The sequence below is a fragment of the Cryobacterium sp. BB736 genome, from assembly GCF_014980265.1.
Classification (GTDB): domain Bacteria; phylum Actinomycetota; class Actinomycetes; order Actinomycetales; family Microbacteriaceae; genus Terrimesophilobacter.
On the sequence record NZ_JABXWQ010000001.1, the window covers coordinates 674,734 to 690,446 of the forward strand.

Annotated in this window: 15 protein-coding genes and 3 tRNA genes; 4 read left to right on the top strand and 14 right to left on the bottom strand. The window is 66.3% G+C overall.

Features of this window, described 5'->3' with window-relative positions:
* Positions 1 to 20: 20 nt before the first annotated feature.
* From IRG63_RS03140 to IRG63_RS03150, 3 genes are all read right to left on the bottom strand, one after another.
* On the bottom strand, positions 21 to 1,277 hold the full coding sequence (locus IRG63_RS03140; RefSeq protein ID WP_168625788.1) for a glycosyltransferase: 1,257 nt from the start codon (positions 1,275 to 1,277) through the stop codon (positions 21 to 23).
* 90 nt (positions 1,278 to 1,367) lie between these two features.
* On the bottom strand, positions 1,368 to 3,518 hold the full coding sequence (locus IRG63_RS03145; protein WP_193509206.1) for a glycogen debranching N-terminal domain-containing protein: 2,151 nt from the start codon (positions 3,516 to 3,518) through the stop codon (positions 1,368 to 1,370).
* Positions 3,515 to 4,516, bottom strand: coding sequence for an SDR family oxidoreductase (locus tag IRG63_RS03150; protein ID WP_168625790.1), 1,002 nt, complete (start codon positions 4,514 to 4,516; stop codon positions 3,515 to 3,517). The genes IRG63_RS03145 and IRG63_RS03150 overlap by 4 nt, the downstream gene beginning before the upstream one ends.
* A gap of 87 nt (positions 4,517 to 4,603) precedes the next feature.
* Here IRG63_RS03150 and IRG63_RS03155 point away from each other — a divergent pair, with 87 nt between their 5' ends.
* Positions 4,604 to 4,945 carry a helix-turn-helix transcriptional regulator gene (locus IRG63_RS03155; RefSeq protein ID WP_168625791.1) on the top strand — a complete coding sequence of 114 codons (342 nt, stop codon included), beginning with the start codon at positions 4,604 to 4,606 and terminating at the stop codon, positions 4,943 to 4,945.
* A 206-nt stretch (positions 4,946 to 5,151) separates the two neighbouring features.
* Here the strand turns inward: IRG63_RS03155 and IRG63_RS03160 are convergent, their stop codons facing one another.
* From IRG63_RS03160 to IRG63_RS03205, 10 genes are all read right to left on the bottom strand, one after another.
* Positions 5,152 to 6,048: a DNA-3-methyladenine glycosylase gene (locus tag IRG63_RS03160; RefSeq protein ID WP_168625792.1), complete on the bottom strand. Its 897-nt coding sequence runs from the start codon at positions 6,046 to 6,048 to the stop codon at positions 5,152 to 5,154.
* A 118-nt stretch (positions 6,049 to 6,166) separates the two neighbouring features.
* A complete protein-coding gene (gene trxB / locus IRG63_RS03165) occupies positions 6,167 to 7,129 on the bottom strand; it encodes a thioredoxin-disulfide reductase (RefSeq protein ID WP_168625793.1) in 963 nt (320 codons plus the stop codon).
* Positions 7,126 to 7,548: an arsenate reductase ArsC gene (locus tag IRG63_RS03170; protein WP_168625794.1), complete on the bottom strand. Its 423-nt coding sequence runs from the start codon at positions 7,546 to 7,548 to the stop codon at positions 7,126 to 7,128. Before IRG63_RS03170 ends, trxB begins: the two co-directional genes overlap by 4 nt.
* Before the next feature lie 88 nt (positions 7,549 to 7,636).
* Positions 7,637 to 8,533: a metalloregulator ArsR/SmtB family transcription factor gene (locus IRG63_RS03175; protein ID WP_193509207.1), complete on the bottom strand. Its 897-nt coding sequence runs from the start codon at positions 8,531 to 8,533 to the stop codon at positions 7,637 to 7,639.
* A gap of 87 nt (positions 8,534 to 8,620) precedes the next feature.
* Positions 8,621 to 9,247, bottom strand: a complete 627-nt coding sequence (locus tag IRG63_RS03180) for a hypothetical protein (protein ID WP_193509208.1) — start codon at positions 9,245 to 9,247, stop codon at positions 8,621 to 8,623.
* A 157-nt stretch (positions 9,248 to 9,404) separates the two neighbouring features.
* A tRNA-Met gene (locus IRG63_RS03185) sits at positions 9,405 to 9,481 on the bottom strand.
* Between the two features lie 25 nt (positions 9,482 to 9,506).
* Positions 9,507 to 9,578, bottom strand: a tRNA-Thr gene (locus tag IRG63_RS03190).
* 55 nt (positions 9,579 to 9,633) lie between these two features.
* The gene (locus IRG63_RS03195) at positions 9,634 to 10,587 is read right to left on the bottom strand and encodes a M23 family metallopeptidase (protein WP_193509209.1); all 954 of its coding nucleotides are present in this window, start codon (positions 10,585 to 10,587) and stop codon (positions 9,634 to 9,636) included.
* Positions 10,588 to 10,811: 224 nt separating this feature from the next.
* Positions 10,812 to 11,615, bottom strand: coding sequence for an inositol monophosphatase family protein (locus tag IRG63_RS03200; protein WP_193509210.1), 804 nt, complete (start codon positions 11,613 to 11,615; stop codon positions 10,812 to 10,814).
* A gap of 61 nt (positions 11,616 to 11,676) precedes the next feature.
* Positions 11,677 to 11,758: transfer RNA gene (locus IRG63_RS03205), tRNA-Tyr, on the bottom strand.
* 130 nt (positions 11,759 to 11,888) lie between these two features.
* Here IRG63_RS03205 and IRG63_RS03210 point away from each other — a divergent pair.
* On the top strand, positions 11,889 to 12,905 hold the full coding sequence (locus IRG63_RS03210; protein ID WP_168625798.1) for a LacI family DNA-binding transcriptional regulator: 1,017 nt from the start codon (positions 11,889 to 11,891) through the stop codon (positions 12,903 to 12,905).
* On the opposite strand, the gene IRG63_RS03215 is transcribed toward IRG63_RS03210, so the two are convergent.
* On the bottom strand, positions 12,902 to 13,657 hold the full coding sequence (locus IRG63_RS03215; protein ID WP_227411817.1) for a lytic transglycosylase domain-containing protein: 756 nt from the start codon (positions 13,655 to 13,657) through the stop codon (positions 12,902 to 12,904). The two genes, IRG63_RS03210 and IRG63_RS03215, sit on opposite strands and share 4 nt — an antisense overlap.
* 65 nt (positions 13,658 to 13,722) lie before the next feature.
* On the opposite strand from IRG63_RS03215, the gene IRG63_RS03220 reads away from it, so the two are divergent.
* Complete coding sequence (locus IRG63_RS03220; RefSeq protein ID WP_168625800.1) at positions 13,723 to 14,211, top strand: YajQ family cyclic di-GMP-binding protein; 489 nt, start codon at positions 13,723 to 13,725, stop codon at positions 14,209 to 14,211.
* A 21-nt stretch (positions 14,212 to 14,232) separates the two neighbouring features.
* Positions 14,233 to 15,699 carry a cardiolipin synthase gene (gene cls, locus IRG63_RS03225; RefSeq protein WP_168625801.1) on the top strand — a complete coding sequence of 489 codons (1,467 nt, stop codon included), beginning with the start codon at positions 14,233 to 14,235 and terminating at the stop codon, positions 15,697 to 15,699.
* Positions 15,700 to 15,713 lie beyond the last annotated feature (14 nt).

Sequence of the window (15,713 nt, forward strand, 5' to 3'; positions counted from 1 at the left end):
GACGCGGAATGGGTGTTGGATCACCATGAAACGCGCCCGGGCACTCGACCGTCGGTACCGCGCAGCACCGACTCGACGACATCCGCCGCCGCTTTCGCCCCGCCGGCGGCGCGGAAGCCGTCGGCCACCCGCCGCGCCCCATCAGTCATCCCGGAGGCCTCGCGCACGGCTCCCCTGAGCGAATCTGCGGTGAGCCGTTTGCGGGGCACACGGACGCCGGATCCGGAGTAGACCACTCGGGCGGCAACTTCGAGTTGGTCGCGTCCGAATGGCACGACGACCGTCGGCACACCGGCTGCGAGAGCTTTCTGCGTCGCACCCATCCCGCCGTGCGTGACGGCGACCGAGGCGCGAGCCAGGATGGAGCCGTGCGGCAGGAACTCTTGCAACCGCACATTGGGAGGTAGAGGACCGAGGTCGGCCACTCCTGCCGGCATCGTGATCACGACGCGATACGGCTCACCACCGAGGCCGTTCGCAGCAGCACGAGCGAGTTCCTCGTCGCCTTGATACTCTGACGATGTCGTCACAAGCACGTACGGCTCTCCCGGTTCGCTCACCCAGTCCGCTGTCGTAGACGCGGGCTCCCACGGCAGCGCGCCGACCATTCGAACATCCGGCGCCCATTCCGGGTGGGGGTACTCGAACGGTTCCGACGTGGCAACGATCATGGCAGGGGCCGTCCGATAGAAGCCGTCCGCGTCGCGCACCCGAGGCAGCCCCCAGCCTTCGCGGAGGCGATTCACATTAGGCAGAGTGGACCGCTCGATCGTGCCGAAGATGAACGGCCGCAGGATCGCGTCGCGTGTTGCTCCGATGATCCCCGTGCGAGGCGCGAGCCCCGGCCCGAACGGCGGCGTGCCACGCGATCGGAGCGGCGGAGTGTATGGGCAGAACGTCACCCACGGGCCACCCCACGCTTCCGCGGCCATTCGCGCACCCCAGGCGTTGACGTCGACGACGGCCACGTCCGCGGCGGTCTCGCTGAGGGCACGCTGCAGGTCACCGCCGTCGAAGATCGCGCGCTCCGTGAAGGTCCGCACCGCACGGCGTAGCGCGTCGACAGTCGATCTCGCGTACATGTCCGACGGCGCGATGGCAGGCACCCGGGCGTCGATCGAGTCCGCCTCGAGATCCAGGCTCCGCAGCATGTCGACCTGATCCCGCAGCGTACGCACATGCACCCGGTGCCCGCGCGTTGCGAGCTCCAGCAGCACCGGTGTCATGGGGAAGAGGTGTCCGATTGCGGGCGACGTGTAGGCGAGGATTGTGGACATCATTGCCTCCGGAGGAGGAGTCGAGTCGCTTTCGTGAAGCGAGGGTGTATTGCTGCGGCTGAGTAGCTCAATCTTTTGTCGCCGTACCGCCTAACGAGACGACAGGTTCGAGCGCTGAGCCTGCATGGTCGGCTGCTGCACGATATTCACGCGGTCGCCCCTGACCTTGACGGCAGCGCCGCCGCCGCGAGTGCGGCGCACGATCAGATCGAAGGTGGCATCACCGAGCCGCACGCCCTCCAGGGTGAGGTCCGGCAGCCACGGCGGCAGGTGCGGATCCACCAGGATGGTGCGCAGGGCAGCGACCGGCCGCAGGATCAGCAGCGACTGGACGATAGCGATGATCGCACTCGACGACCAGGCCTGTGGTGAGCAGGACTGCGGGTAGATTCCGGGGTACGGATGCGCGCGATCCCGCGGTAAGCCCGAGAGCACCTCCGGCAGTCGGTGTCCCTCGAACATCGATGCCGCAGAGAACGTGGCTTCGGCCACCCGGTGGAGTTCCTTCCAGCATCCGTAGCGCGCCAGCCCGATCGCCAGGGTTCCGGCCTCGACGGGCCACACGCTGCCGCGGTGATAGCTGAAAGGGTCATACGCCGGATGCTTTGCCGACAGCGTGCGCATGCCCCAGCCGCTGAACATGTCGGGTGCAAGCATCCGCCGTGCGACGGTGGGAGCGTAACGACTGGGCACGATGCCGGTGGCAAGCAGTTGCCCATCGTTGGAGTTGACCGACTGCACCTGCCGCTTGTCCGGGCCGAGCGCGAGCGCGTAGGAGCCATGCTCGGGCATCCAGAACTCGCGATGAAAACGCCTTCGCAATCGGGCCGCGCGGGCGACCAGGTCGGCGGCGTACACCCGGTCGCCGAGAGCCGCAAAGACCAGCGCGGCGTAGCGCAGCGCGGCGTAGTGGTACCCCTGCAACTCGCTGGACGCGATGGGGTTCTCCACCAGCACCCCGTTGTGGTCGACGACCGCGGTATCGGAGTCCTTCCAGCCCTGGTTCTTCACCCCCTTTCGGGATCGCGTCTCGTACTCGATGAAGCCGTCGCCGTCCAGGTCGGCGTAGCGCTCCAGCCACTGCAATGCCTGCCGCGCCGCTGGCAGCAGCGTGCGCACCGTCGGCACGTCGTTGGTCCAGGCCAGATACTGACCGAGGAAGATCAGGAAATCCGGGCTCGTGGACCAGTCGCCGTAGTATCCGAGAAACGGGTCGATCTCCAGCCGCGACAGTGGTCCGTGACGTGCCTGGTGCACCATCTTCCCGGGCTCCTCGTCCCGCCAGTCGTCGATGGTCCGGCCGACGTGTTCAGCGTTGAGGAGCAGAGCGTCACGCAGCATGCTCGGTCCGGCGAGCATGGCCTGCCAGCCGGTGGTGAGCGTGTCACGGCCGAAGATCTGCTGGTAGATCGGCAGCCCAGCCACCGGAGCTGCTGGACCCGGCAGCTCCCCAAGGGCGAGGTCGGCCAAGTCCCGCACGGCGGCGTGCCACGCGCTCGCGACATCGAGGTTGCTGGAGCTCAATGTGGCCAGTTCGTCGCGTAATCGGGCCCGGGCGCGCGCGGCAGTGTCGTCCGGTTCAGCGAACCCGGCGGCAGGCGCGGCCATGGTCACACCGTCGATGATCGGCTGGGTCACCAGCTCGACCGTGGCCGTCTGACCGGGGGCCACCACGAGCTCGATGGTCAGGGTTCGCCCCTCGCACCGGACCTCCAGTTCAGTCTCGACCGTGATCGCCACGGCCAAGTCGAGTTGCGGATGCCCGTAGTCGAACTGGAGTCGCCTCGCGTCGGCATCCCACGAATCGGTGACCTCGGCCACCTGCTGTCGTTCACCGCGTTCGGCCTCCTCGGTGTCGGCGAAGTCCGCGTTCAGTTCGATGCCGAGCGTGAAACGGTGTTCGACGTCGGCGTAGCTCTGCACCTGCAGCCGGGTGCGCAGCCCCTCCCCGAGGAAGCGTTCCATTCTCAGGTAGGCACCGCGGCGAGGAAGCGTCTCGCCGTCCACCAGCTTCGCAAAGCACACCTGGGCGTGCGCGCCCACCTTGGCCGAGCTGAACCACTGCGGCTCCTGCCCATCCACGGTGATGCGCTCAAGATCGAGAACGCGGGTGTTCCGGGCAAAGAAACCCTGCGGCCCTACACCGGCGATGCGGCCATTCACGTCCGTGATCAGCACGTTCCAGCCGCTCGAGACGTACAGCACGTCCGGTCGGACCCGCACGCCCCGCACTCGGGTCATCGCCGACTGCCGACTCGCCGAACCATCAGCGCCACCAGGGCGACAACGCTTGCGGCCACCAACCGACCCGCGACCGGATGCGGTGCGAGCACCCTGGTGTAGACGCTGGTCGATTTCGATCCCTCGCCGAAATCTCCCGTGGTGGTGCCCGGCCCGGTGCTTGCGGTGAACAGGTTGTCGACGCCATCGTCCGGAGTCTCGGTGCGCTGACCGGCGATGGCGTCACCCGGCTTGCTCAAATACCAGTCCATGAGACGTGGGCTGATTCGCTGCCCCACGTCAAGCATCCGGCCACTGAATCCGGCGAAGACGCGGCGCACCGGTCGGCGTGCCGCCTCCACGATGGCGGCGGCGACCACCGCCGGCTCATACACCCGCCCGACCGGCTTGGGCTTGACGCCCAGCTTGGAGCGGGCGTGGGTGAACAGTGGCGTGTTGATGGACGATGGCAGCACATCCACCACGTGGATCGGCGACCCCTCGGCTCGCAGTTCCAGCCGGAGCGCCTCGCCGAAGGCGATGATACCGTGCTTGGCGGCACTGTAGGCGGCCTGCAGCGGGACCGATCGCTCACCCAAGGCGGAGGACACGTTGATGATCGTGCCGCCGGTGACGCGGAGGTGAGGCAGGGCGGCCTTCATGCCGTAGATCTGCCCCATCAGATTGACCTCGACGACTCGGTGGAGTTCGTCGGGATCCATCTGCTCGACCGTGCCGTACGTGGACACCGCGGCGTTGTTCACCCAGACGTCTATCCGACCGAACCGTTCGATCGCGCGCGAAGCCAGGGCGTCCACCTGGGAGTAGTCACTGACATCCGTGACGACTGGCTCTGCTTCACCACCTAGTCGTTCGATCGCTTTGGTGACCGTCTCGAGGGCCTCTTCGTTGCGGGCCGCGACGACGACCCGCGCCTTCCGGACGCCGAATTCGATGGCGGTCTCCCTGCCGATGCCGGAGGATGCGCCGGTGATCACAACAACTTGAGAGTCGGTCATGGGGCGCACCTTAGCCCCGAACCCTCAACGCCACCCGAGGGTTCCTTGACGGCACCGATTGGTCAGCCATTGCTGTATAGTCATCGCATGCTGACCATTGCCACACAACTCGACGTGATGAACCGGCTCGGCCGCGCGATGGCAGACCCGTCCCGCTCTCGCATCCTGATCTCGCTTTTGAGCGGGCACAGCTATCCGGCGGCGCTAGCGAGAGACCTCGGCTTGACGCGCTCCAACGTCTCGAATCACCTGGCGTGTCTGCGGGACTGCGGCATTGTGGTGGCCGAACCGGAAGGCAGGCAGACCCGCTACGAAATCGCCGACGCTCACTTGACCAAGGCGCTCACCGCATTGGTCAATGTCACGCTCGCTGTGGACCAAAACGCTCCGTGCGCTGACCCGTCTTGCACCGTTCCCGGGTGCTGCTAGTGGCACCGTCGGCCCCCGGCTTGGTAACCGTTCGAGCTCACGGTTAGGTGAAGAGGAGGTGAAGACAAATGCCTGAATGCTGTGACCCCGCAGTATGCACCCCAGAAGCATGCGACCCGAGTTGCACCTGCTGCTGACCTGAGACCGAAGCCCTCATTCGCACCGACTGGGAAACGCGATTGAGGGCTTCGTTCTTGAGTCGCCGCCTATTGCCGGCGGTGGTCCTGGATGGTCATCCGCGGACCGAATGACGGCTTCCGGATGCCACTGGCCAGCAGTAACCGCACAACCCGCTGCCGCTGCCCGCGCCAGGGTTCGAGGAGTTCCAGCATGCCGTCATCGTCGACCGGCGCGCCGACCATTGCCCAGCCGACGAACGCGGCCAGGTGGTAGTCGCCGACGCTGACCGCGTCGGGGTCGGCGTGCGTGCGCTGGGTCACCTCGGCGGCCGTCCAGATGCCGACGCCGGGGATGCTGCGCAGGCGCGTGCCCGCGTCATCCTTGTCCGCCAGCCGGTCGATCGAAGCGGCGACCGCTGCAACGCGCATCACTGTCGCGGATCGCTGCGGCCCGACGCCCGCTTTGTGCCACTCCCAGGACGGGATCTTCTTGAACTCATCGCCAGTGGGGATCACACGCATGCCGAGCGGCGCTGGCCCCGGCGGTTCGTCGCCGTACTTGGTGACCAGTTGGCGCCACGCGCGGAGCGCCTCGATCGCGGTGACCTTCTGCTCGAGGATGGCCGGCACCAGGGCGGCGAAGACTCGGCCCGTGCGGGGGAGCCTGAGTCCAGGCATCCGTCGCCAGGTCTCGGCGAGCAGCGCGTTGCCGCTCACGTCGAGTGCGGACCAGTCGTCTCCCGCTCCGCAGAGCGCCGGCACCGACTCGAGCGCGCGTTCGGCGCCCGGGCCCCAGGCGGTGGCGGCAATCTCAGCGCCGGCGCGCAGGTGCAGGGTTGCCGGCCCGTCGGCGGTGCGCAGGGTAAGCCACGCGTTCTGGCCTTCCCAGCGGAAGGTCGGATCGTAGGTGCCGCGCCCGACAGGGGCGAGCGTGGCCCTGAGGTCGACCGGCTCACGCGGCGCGTAAGTCGACTCGAGGGGCATGCAGCAAGGCTACGCTCGCCCGGTGACTCTCGAGGTCGTGGTGGCCAGCACAATGGCCGCGCGTCGTCTCAGGCACCTCGCCATTCGCCCAGCCCAGCTGTGCGCACGGTCGTTGCGGTCACGCAGTCACCGCGACCGGCTCGCTCTGCATGGACGCCCGGTCGGCGAGGTAGCGCTCGGCATCCAGCGCGGCTGCGCAGCCGGTTCCGGCGGCGGTGATCGCCTGCCGGTATCGGCGGTCGACGAGGTCGCCGCAGGCGAACACGCCGGGCAGGTTCGTCGCCGTGGTGGGATGGTTGACGAGGACGAACCTGTCCGCGTCCAGGTCGACCTGACCGGCGACAAGATCGCTGCGCGGGTCATGCCCGACGGCGACGAAGAGGCCGGACACGTCGAGTTCGCTCTCCTGGCCGGTCACGGTGTCGCGGACGGTGGCGGCCTCGATCCGGTCGTCGCCCAGCACACCCGTGACTTGAGTGTTCCAGCGGACCTGGATCTTCGGATGCTGCAGCGCGCGCTCCTGCATGATGTGCGAGGCGCGCAGCTGGTCGCGGCGATGCACCAGGGTGACCGTGTTTGCGAACCGGGTCAGGAAGAGCGCTTCCTCCAGAGCCGAGTCGCCGCCACCGACGACGGCGATATCCTTGCCCTTGAAGAAGAACCCGTCGCAGGTGGCGCACCAGGACACGCCGTGGCCGGACAGGCGGTCCTCGCCGTCGACGCCAAGCTTGCGGTACGCCGAGCCCATAGCCAGGACCACCGCGTGTGCGCGGTATACATCCCCGGTGCCGGTGCGGATCGTCTTTATCTCGTCCCGCAATTCGACCTCCACCGCGTCGTCGGTGACCAGGCGAGCCCCGAACCGTTCGGCCTGCTGACGCAGGTTCTCCATCAGCTCCGGACCCATGATTCCGTCGATGAAGCCGGGGAAGTTCTCGACCTCGGTCGTGTTCATCAGCGCGCCACCGGTCTCGACCGCGCTGGTCAGCACTACCGGTGCGAGGCCGGCACGGGCGAGGTAGATCGCGGCGGTGTAGCCGGCCGGCCCGGAGCCGATGACGACGACGTTCTCGACGCTCATGCGCCAGATTCCGCGGGGATTGGCAGCAGTTCGGCCAGCAGCGCCTCCACGCGGCTTCGGATGTCGTCGCGGATCGGGCGAACCGCTTCGATGCCCTGGCCGGCTGGGTCGTCGAGTTCCCAGTCCTCGTAGCGCTTGCCGGGGAAGATCGGGCAGGCGTCGCCGCATCCCATTGTGATCACGACATCGGAATCGCGCACCGCCTCTGTGGTGAGCACCTTCGGGATGTTGTTCGCAATGTCGATGCCCTCCTCGGCCATCGCCTCCACCGCGACTGGGTTGATCTGATCCTTCGGCTCGGAACCGGCCGAAAGCACCTCCACACGGTCGCCGCCAAGCTCGCGCAGGTAGCCCGCGGCCATCTGGGAACGGCCGGCGTTGTGCACGCAGACGAATAGGACGGTGGGCTTTTCAGACATCGGTAGACCTCTCTAGCGGTTCGAAACAGTTAAAGCATAGATCACGATCTATGCTTTTTCCCTTCTGCCGGTGGAGTTCAGCGAAAGTTCACGCGGCAGGTTCGGCGAGGCTGGTGAGGAGCTCGCGGACACGTCGATCGATGTCGTCCCGGATTTCGCGGACACGCTCGACGCGCTGGCCGACTGGGTCGTCGAGCTCCCAGTCCAGGTAGCGCTTGCCCGGATACACCGGACAGGCGTCCCCGCACCCCATCGTGATCACGACATCCGCTGCACGGACGACATCGTCGGTGAGGGGCTTGGGGAACTCGCCACCGAGCGGCACGCCGATTTCCTCGAGGGCGCGCTGAATGGACGGCGCAACCTTCGATGTTGGTGCTGACCCTGCGGTGCGCACATGTACGCGATCGCCCGCCAGGTGCCGCAGGATCGCGGCGGCCATCTGCGAGCGGCCGGCGTTTTGAACGCAGACGAACAACACCTCGGCCAGGTCGCCCGGCCTGCTTTGCTCGGACGCAACGGCGGTCAGCCGTTCCGCGGCGAACTCTGCCGTTCGGGACGCGTGCCATGTCGTCGCGCCCGTGTGGGCAAGCAACCGCTCGCTCTCGTGCACGTAGCGCTCGACGGTCTCTCGGCTGAACACGCCTGCGAACCGGAGCGCCAAGTCGTCCACGATCCGCTTGAAAACCGCCGCGTCGGGCGCGCTCTCCACCTCGCCGCCGAGGACCTCGAGAACCCGATCGAGCTGGTCGGACGCGACTGAATACAGGACCTGCCGACCCTCGGGCCGGCGGTCGAGCACCCCGGCCTCGGTGAGTATTTTCGCGTGATAGGTGACCGTAGGTTGCCGCAGGCCGAGAGTCTGGGCGAGCCAGGTGACAGTCGAGCGACCATCCGGCCGCTCCAGGATGAGCTGGAGCATGCGGGAGCGCGTCGGGTCGGAGATCATCGCTGACGTGCTTGCGGCAGCAGCCTCAAAACTCATAGACAACAGTCTATGAGACAGCTGGTGCCGTTCCCAGTGGGAGTGGAGGCGGCGCCAAGGCCCGCCACACTGGTCGTCCGTGTCGGCCTAATCCGAAGCTCCAAGTCGGTCGACCGACAAAACCTTTGCGACCTCGTCGAGCGAGAATGAGGAGGGAATGTTTGCGATGTCAATGTCGGCTTTTGGGTCCACCCAGATGGTGAATCCTGCAGCGCTCGTTTCGCCCCAGGCTCCTGGACCGACTACGTAGTAGCCTTCCCGTCCCTGCGTGTCTGTCACATCGGTCGGACGGAGGAAGAGAACGTATCGTTGGCCGTCATTGAAGTAGGCGGGACTATCGAACTGAAATTGCATGCCCGGTTCCCCGACCATGTAGACGGCGATTTCATCGTCGGCCTCACCCGCAAGCTTCGACTCGACCTCGATCGTGTAGCGGGCGAACAGGAGATCGGCGATGGTTGCCTCCTCCACTCCTGTCACTATCCCGACGACGAGAAGAGATGCGTCCTCAGCAAGCTCCTTTGCGTTGTGGTATTTCTTCACCATCGAGCCATGCGCGATGCTCGTATTGTCCGCTCCAACTGCACTCGACGCCGGACCGCGATAAACCGGAGGTCCCGATGTGGCGGCACAGCTTGCCACGAAGGCTGCAGCAGCAAGAACCGTTGTCGCATAGAGGAAGCGCGACTTGCGGAGTTTCGGTGTCTTGCTCATGTTGGAGAGTATGACATCGCTTTCTTGCGACCATCCGCGCTCGTTCCGGTCGGCCGCGCCAGGCGCACTGGGTGCGGCTGTCCGGTAGAGGCGCGGATCGCGCCGCCGCGGTAAAAACCGCTGCGGGAGGAAGGGGTTTCCGGAGTAGTCACTCGGGTGGTAGCTGGGGCGGGATTCGAACCCGCGACCTCACGATTATGAGTCGTGCGCTCTCACCAACTGAGCTACCCAGCCACGACATCCGCAAACCGGATGTTCGAGCCCCCTGTGGGAATCGGACCCACTACCTCTTCCTTACCAAGGAAGTGCTCTACCAATGAGCTAAGGGGGCGCTTTGGCGACCTAAGTCGCCGAGGCACCGTAAGAGACTAGCACTTCACGGCACGCTAGTTTGCGTTCGCCTGCAGCCACTCGTAGGGGTCGACCGGGACGCCCTCGACGTGGATCTCGAGGTGCAGGTGCGCACCCGTCGACGCGCCGGTGCTGCCCACCGTGCCGATGATGGTTCCCACGCCGATCTGCTGCCCCAAGGCCACCGCGACCGAGCCGTACGACATGTGTGCGTACATGCTCTTGACGGACTGACCGTTGACCAGGTGCTCGACGATGACCATGACGCCGTAAGCCGAACCACCGTTGCTGATGTCGACGACCGTGCCATCCGCAATGGAGTGGATGGGGGTGCCGGCCCCCGGGGTGAAGTCGAGGCCGTTGTGGTAGGTCGAGCAGTAGCCGCAGCCACCGCGCGGGCCGAAGCCACTGGTGATCGGTGCCGCGTACGGGAACGGCCACTGGATGGTGCCGGCCGGGTTGACTGCGTACGCGTAGTTGCGGGCGGCGCTGCCGTACTTCGCGCGGATCTGGTCGGCCAGCGAGCTCGCGGTGTACGCGTCGCGCTCGACGGCGACAGTCTTGGTCTCAGTTCCGACGGTCAAGGCCTGGATCTCAACGGCCTGTGCCGTCGGCGCGGTGTTGAGCGGTTCCTGGTAGAACGCGTTCGCCGGGATGGTGGTGGAGACGAGCATCAAGCCGGCGGCAACCGCTGCGGACAGGCTCATCGCCTTCGACGCGATGCGCCGCTTGAGGCTCTTCTTCGGTCCCGCCGGGGGCCGACTCGCCGCGCTCTGGCGCTCTGCTCGCGCCTTGGCTTGCGCCTTGAGGGACTCCTTGTGTTCCTTCGACTTCAGCTTTGCGCCGCGGAACGCATCCCCCGATGGTGGTGCTTTTGGAATTCCCGTCAGACGACGGGAGGGCTGCTTGCGAGCCGCTTCTTCGCGGTTCCGGAGCTCACGCCGGGTGAGCGGCGCCCCTGCTTCGAACTCTGAATCAAGACCCGTCACGAACTAATACCCCACCTGAATCGCCGAATTTCCGTTATGAATCGCATCGACTTGCGCACGGCACTCAGGGCTACTCGGGTTCGCCATTCGGGTGCTCCTCGTAAGTCGATCAGCCCAGCGAAGTGCCGGACTGATCTGATTCTCGCCACCATCGAACTTCGGGTTCTCAGGTAACGGATTTATAAACAGTAACCCAGGCTCACCACCTGCGCCAGCCCGAATCCTCAGTTCGTAACCTCTCGAAGAACGGATTCCAGTGTTTTGGCCACCTCAGGGTGCGCAGAAATGATGAGATCGCTGGATGCCGGGCGGCCATCACCGCCGGTTACGAGCGCACCGGCCTCGGCCGCGACAAGGCCGCCGGCCGCGTGATCCCACGGCGCGAGTCCGCTCTCGTAGTAGGCATTCAGGCGACCGGATGCGACGGAGCAGAGATCCAAGGACGCGGTGCCGAAGCGGCGAATATCCCGGATGCGCCCAATGAGCCGCTGCACGACTGCGGCCTGCCGTTCGCGCTTCGCCGCCTGGTAGCCAAAGCCGGTGCCGACCAGCGCCTGCGACAGGTCGACGGGCGGCGCGACGGTCAACCGGCGGCCGGCCAGGTGGGCTCCCCCGCCCCGAGTGGCCGTGAACAGCTCCCCCGACGCCGGGTTGAAGACGACTCCGGCGAGCGCGGTCCAGGTCGCCGGGTCGGGTTCGCCTTCGACCACCGCGATGCTCACCGCATAGTGCGGGATGCCGTACAGGTAGTTGACGGTGCCGTCGATCGGGTCGACCACCCACGTGAGGCCGGAGCGGCCGGAACCTGTGCCGCTCTCCTCACCGAGGAACCCGTCGTCGGGGCGCGCATCCGCCAGCCGGGATCGGATCAGCGCCTCGGTCTCCCGGTCGGCGAAGGTGACGACGTCCTCCAGCGAGGATTTGCTCGCGGCGACCTCGACGCCGACTTCTCGGCGCGCGGCGGCGAGGCGTCCGGCATCCGTGGCGATGGCGACCGCCAATTCGAGAAGCTCTTCGTTGCCGGTCATCGTTGTGTTCCTCCGGTGCGATACCACGAAGGCCCGACCAAATAGTCGGGCCCCCGGTGGGTGGCAAGTGAGGGATTCGAACCCCCGAAGGCTGAGCCGTCTGATTTACAGTCAGATCCCTTTGGCCGCTTGGGTAACTTGCCAAGTCCTCCGGCCACATGTACTCATCTGGCCGGAGTCAGAAGACAACAATACAGTGCGCGCGACCCGTCAAGAAACACACCCGATCGGCGGGGATAGCGCCGCGGCTAGTATCACTGGCGGGAGGTGACGATGCCGGGAATCAACGAAGTTGCAGAGCTCGCGGGCGTCTCAACCGCCACGGTGTCGCGCGCACTCAGCGGCAACGGCGCCGTCTCGGCGACCACCAAAGACAAGGTCGTCCGCGCCGCCGCGGAACTCGGCTACGTGGTCAGCTCGAACGCGTCCAGTCTCGCCACCGGCCGTACCCGCAACATCGGTGTCGTCATCCCATCGCTGAACCACTGGTTCTACAGTTCGGTGCTGCAGGGCGCCGAGAGCTCGCTGCTCGCCAACGGCTACGATCTCACCCTCTACAACCTGGCCGGCACCGGCGAGGAGCGCGACAGCGTGTTCGAGCACTTCCTGCTGCGCAAACGGGTGGATGCGGTGATCGCCATTTCGCTCGAACTCACGCCGCAGGAGACCAGTCGACTGCTCGCCCTGAACAAGCCCACCGTCGGCGTCGGCGGACCACTCCCCGGCGTGCGCACGCTCAGCATCGATGACGTCGAGGTCGCGCGGCTCGCCACCGAGCACCTGATCGCCCTCGGCCACACCATGGTCGCCCACATCGGCGGCACCGAGGACTTTGAGCGCGACTTCCATCTGCCCACCAACCGTCGCATCGGCTACGAGGCGGCCATGGAGGCGGCCGGCATCCCGGTCGACCCCGACCTGTTCCAGCCGGCCGACTTCACCCTGCCCGGCGGCTACCGGGCGGCCAAGCAGCTTTTCGGCAACCCACGTAAGCGGCCATCCGCCGTCTTCGCCGCCTCCGACGAAATGGCTATCGGCACCATCCTCGCCGCCCGTGACATGGGAATGAACGTCCCCGGCGACGTCTCGGTGATCGGCATCGACGACCATGACCTGGCCGAGTTCTTTGGCCTCAGCACCGTCGCTCAATACCCCGATCTGCAGGGGCGGCTGGCCGTCGAACTGCTCATGGAGCAGCTGCATCCGGAAAGCCGCGAGGTTGGTGGAATCAACACCGCGCTGCCGTACGACCTGATCGTCCGCGCCAGCACCGCCCGGCGACGCGGCTAGGGGGCGGCTTCGGCGTACGCGTTGGCGGCATTCGCCACCGATTGCACGTACACCGGCGAATGGTTGTACGCGCCCACCCCGGCGCGCCAGCCATCCGGAGCCGCCATGTCGCCGCTCGCCCGGCACAGATAGTTCGCGGCCGCCATGACCGCGTCGTGGATGTTCTGCGGATCCTCGACGCCGTCGGCGCCGGCATCCACATGCCAATTGCGCCACGCCTGCGGAATGAACTGCATCGGGCCGACCGCGCGGTCGAACTCGGCGTCGCCGTCTATCGCGCCGTCGTCGGTGTCGGGGATGTGCGCGGTCGCGTCACCGGACAGCGAAACCCCGAAGATCGGCGGGGAGACTGTGCCGTCGGCCCCGATCGACGAACCGCCGTGCCTGCCGTGATCGCTCTCGATCGCGCCGATGCCGGCCAGGGTGGTCCAGCCCAACCCGCAGGACGGCATCTCGCCGGCCTTCCACAGGGCGACTCCGCCGTACGCGGCGAGCGCCCGCTCCGGGATCCCGGTCTCTCGGGCGACGGATGCGACCCACTCCGGGTCGGTGAGATGTTGGGTCCCGGCGCCCGCGGGAGTGGCGGCGGCCAGCGGGGGTGCGACCGGGAGCGCGTAGCCCGGGGGCTCCCGCTGCGGCTCGACCGTCTCGGGCAGCGAGTGCGGGGTCAGAATGAGCACCGTCCCGAGCGCGGCGATCAGGAGCACAGCGGCCGTGACGACGATCAGGGACAGGCGGGTGCGTCGGTCCATGGTCACTGCGTTATCCCACCACACATAGCCGGACTTAGTTGACGCTCCCGACTACCATGATGGGCATGGCAGACTCAACGTTCGACATCGTCAGCAAGGTCGACCGCATGGAGCTCGACAACGCCCTGCACCAGGCGCAGAAGGAGATCGCGCAGCGCTACGACTTCAAGGATGTCGGCGCCGAGATCGACTGGAGCGGCGAGACCCTGCTGCTGAAGGCCAACTCCGAGGAGCGCGTCAAGGCGGTGCTCGATGTGTTCGAGTCCAAGCTGATCAAGCGGGGCATCTCGCTGCGCAGCATCGACGCCGGCGACCCGTTCGCATCCGGCAAGGAGTACCGGATGGTCGTGAAGATCAAGCAGGGCATCGACCAGGACGACGCGAAGAAGATCTCCAAGCTGATCCGCGACGAGGCGCCGAAGAGCGTCAAGGCGCAGATCCAGGGCGACGAGCTGCGGGTCAGCTCGAAGAGCCGGGACGACCTGCAGACCACCATCGCGATGCTGAAGAGCGCCGACGTCGATGTCGCGCTCCAATTCGTCAACTTCCGATAGCTCGCCGGCCGACGAGCGTACGTGGACCTCTCGACCTTCCTGCCGTGGTTGTTTGGCGCGCTGTTCGTCGTCGACCTCGTCATCCGGATCGTGCTGGTCATCTTCATCCCGCAGAACCGGCGGCCGCAGACCGCGATGGCCTGGCTGCTCGCCATCCTGTTCCTGCCGTTCATCGGCACGATCCTCTACTTCATGCTCGGCAGCCGTTACCTGCCGAAGCGCCGGCGTGAGAAGCAGAAGGAGGTCAACCGCTTCATCCTGGGGATGACGGCTGGCATCCAGGAGCAGGTCCGCGAGCCCGACCGACCGGAGTGGCTCGACCCGATCATCGCGCTCAACCGCAGGCTCGGGGCGATGCCCCTGGTCGGTGAGAACGCCGCTGAACTGCTGCCCCGCTACGAGGAATCGCTTGGCGCCATGACCGATGCGATCAATCAGGCGAAGCGCTTCGTGCACTGCGAGTTCTACATCATGATCCTCGACGACACGACCGCGGCGTTCTTCGATGCGCTGGAGGCGGCGCACAAGCGGGGCGTGACCGTTCGGGTGCTGCTCGACCACCTGGCGACGACACGGTATCCCGGCTATCGCCGTACTCTTCGTCGGCTTGATGCCATGGGAATCGAATGGCACCTGATGCTGCCGTTCCAGCCGCTGAAGGGGCGCATCCGTCGCCCGGACCTGCGCAACCACCGCAAACTGCTCGTCCTCGACGGCGAGGTCGCGTTCACCGGGTCGCAGAACATCATCGACTCCAGCTACAACAAGAAGTCGAACCTCAGGCGCGGCCTGCACTGGCGCGACCTGATGGTGCGCTTCGAGGGTCCGGTAGTCGCGGGAATCAACGCGCTCTTCCTCACCGACTGGTACAGCGAAACGGATGAGCAGCTGCTGCTCGACGAGACCGTGCGTGCGGAGCCGGCCGAGACCAAGCATCCGGTCGACGCACAGGTGGTGCCCAGCGGGCCGGCGTTCGAAGGCGAGAACAACCTGAGGATGTTCAACTCGCTGCTCTATGCAGCGCAGGAGCGGATCATCATCTGCAGCCCCTACTTCGTGCCGGATGAGTCGATGCTCTACGCGATCACGACCGCCTCGCAGAAGGGTCTGGACGTGCAGCTGTTCGTTTCCGAGATCGGCGACCAGCCCGTCGTCTACCACGCGCAGCGGAGCTACTACGAGGAACTGCTGAAGGCCGGCGTGAGGATCTGGCTGTACCGGGAGCCGACCGTGCTGCATCCGAAACACTTCACGATCGACGACCAGGTGGCGGTGATCGGGTCCAGCAACATGGATATGCGCTCGTTCAGCCTCAACCTCGAGATCTCGGTCATGGTCAACGGGGAGTCGTTCGTGCAGGGGCTGCGGGAGGTCGAGGAGGAGTACCGCGCGAACAGCAGGGAACTGAAGCTCGACGAGTGGCTAGCGCGGTCGTTCGGGTCGCAGGTGCTGGACAACTTCGCACGGCTGACCGCGACGGTGCAGTAGGTCTGGCGGGTCTC